The following is a 2,157-nucleotide window of genomic DNA, read 5'->3' as shown; positions in this document are numbered from 1 at the left end:
TTGTCGACGGCGCGCGAATGTGGACCCCCTGGCGACAGCCGAAAATGGACCCCCTTCAGTAACTCTGGAGGGTGATCAAGGTGGAGGACTGGGCGGAGATCCGCCGGCTGCATCGAGCTGAGCAGATGCCGATCAAGGCGATCGCGCGGCGGATGGGCATCTCGAAGAACACCGTGAAACGCGCGCTGGCCGCCGATACGCCACCCAAGTACCAGCGGCCGGGCAAGGGCTCGATCGTGGACGCGGTCGAGCCGCAGATACGGGCGCTGCTGGCGGAGTTCCCCGACATGCCGGCGACGGTGATCGCTGAGCGGATCGGCTGGAGCCGTTCGCTGACGGTGCTCAAGGACCGGGTGCGGGTGCTGCGGCAGGCGTTCAAGCCGGTCGACCCGGCGTCCCGCACGACCTATCAGGCCGGTGAGCTGGCCCAGTGTGATCTGTGGTTCCCGGCGGTGAAGGTGCCGATCGGGGGACAACAGGCGACCAGCCCGCCGGTTTTGGTGATGGTCAGCGGCTACTCGCGGTGGCTGATGGCCCGGATGCTGCCCTCGCGCACCGCCGGGGACCTGTTCGCCGGGCACTGGGCGTTGCTGTCGGCTCTGGGTGGGGTGCCCAAGACACTGGTGTGGGACAACGAATCGGCGATCGGCCAGTGGAAGGGCGGACGGCCGCAGCTGAGCCGGGAAGCCACCGCGTTCCGCGGGACGCTGGGGGTGCGGATCCTGCAGTGCAAACCCGGTGACCCCGAAGCCAAGGGACTGGTCGAGCGGGCCAACGGCTACCTGGAGACCTCCTTCCTGCCGGGCAGGTCGTTCACCTCGCCGCACGACTTCAACGCCCAGTTGGGTGACTGGCTGGCCCTGGCGAACCGGCGCCATCATCGGCGGATCGCCTGCCGGCCCATCGACCGGCTGCCGGTCGACTTGGAGGCGATGCTGGCGTTGCCACCGGTCGCTCCGATCGTCGGCTGGCGCTCGGCGACCCGGCTGGGACGCGATCACTACGTGCGCATCGCCTCGTGTGACTACTCGGTGCACCCCTCAGCGATCGGCCGGATGGTGGAGGTGGTCGCCGACTTGGACCAGGTCACCGTGACCTGCGCCGGTCAGCAGGTGGCCTGCCACCGGCGGTGCTGGGCACCTCACCAGACCATCACCGACCCGGCCCACCAGCACGCCGCCGCAATCATGCGAGCCACCCACGCCCCCTCTCCGCGCCCGGCGGAGACGCCAGTGCAGGTACGAGCGCTCAGCGACTACGACGTGCTGTGCGGTGTCGAGGGGGTGGCGTGATGGCCGGCGACACCACCACCAGCGGCCGTGCCATCGGCTCGGAGCTGGCCTACCTGACCCGGGTGCTCAAGGCCCCGTCCCTGGGCGCGGCCATCGACCGGCTGGCCGAGCGCGCCCGAACCGAGGGGTGGAGCCATGAGGAGTTCCTGGCCGCCTGCCTGCAACGCGAGGTCGCCGCTCGGGAGTCCCACGGCGGTGAGGCCCGGATCCGAAGTGCGCGTTTCCCCGCCCGCAAAGCCTTGGAGGACTTCGACTTCGACCACCAGCGCTCCCTCAAACGCGAGGTCATCGCTCACCTGGGCACGCTGGACTTCGTCACCGCACGCGAGAACGTGGTCTTCCTCGGCCCGCCCGGCACCGGCAAGACCCACCTGTCGGTCGGGTTGGGCATCCGCGCCTGCCAAGCCGGGCACCGCGTCGCCTTCGCCACCGCCGCCGGGTGGGTCGCCCGCCTGGCCGACGCCCACGCCACCGGAACCCTGCAAACCGAACTGACCAAGCTGTCGCGCATCCCGGTGCTGATCGTGGACGAGGTCGGCTATATCCCCTTCGAACCCCAAGCCGCCAACCTGTTCTTCCAGCTGGTCTCCAGCCGCTACGAACGGGCCAGCCTCATCGTCACCAGCAACAAACCCTTCGGACGCTGGGGCGAGGTGTTCGGCGACGACGTGGTCGCCGCCGCCATGATCGACCGGCTCGTCCACCACGCCGAAGTCATCAGCATGAAGGGCGACAGCTACCGACTGAAGAACCGCGACCTGGGCCGTGTCCCAGCAGCAGACACCAGCAGCGACCAGTAACAATCAACACGCAGGGGTCAGATTTCAGCCGCCGCCACGGGGTCCGGATTCAGCCGTCGTCGAGA

Annotated in this window: 2 protein-coding genes; both read left to right on the top strand. The window is 68.9% G+C overall.

Going from position 1 to position 2,157, the window contains the following annotated elements; all coding sequences use genetic code 11:
* Window positions 1-71 precede the first annotated feature (71 nt).
* Entirely contained in the window at window positions 72-1,292 is a 1,221-nt protein-coding gene (istA, locus tag ACZ6QO_RS37810; protein WP_465858334.1) for an IS21 family transposase, read from the top strand.
* On the top strand, window positions 1,292-2,092 hold the full coding sequence (gene istB, locus ACZ6QO_RS37805; RefSeq protein WP_465858333.1) for an IS21-like element helper ATPase IstB: 801 nt from the start codon (window positions 1,292-1,294) through the stop codon (window positions 2,090-2,092). Before istA ends, istB begins: the two co-directional genes overlap by 1 nt.
* Window positions 2,093-2,157 lie beyond the last annotated feature (65 nt).

Source organism: Sphaerisporangium sp. NPDC049457 (assembly GCF_055586705.1).
This window is presented reverse-complemented; position numbering and strand designations above follow the sequence as displayed.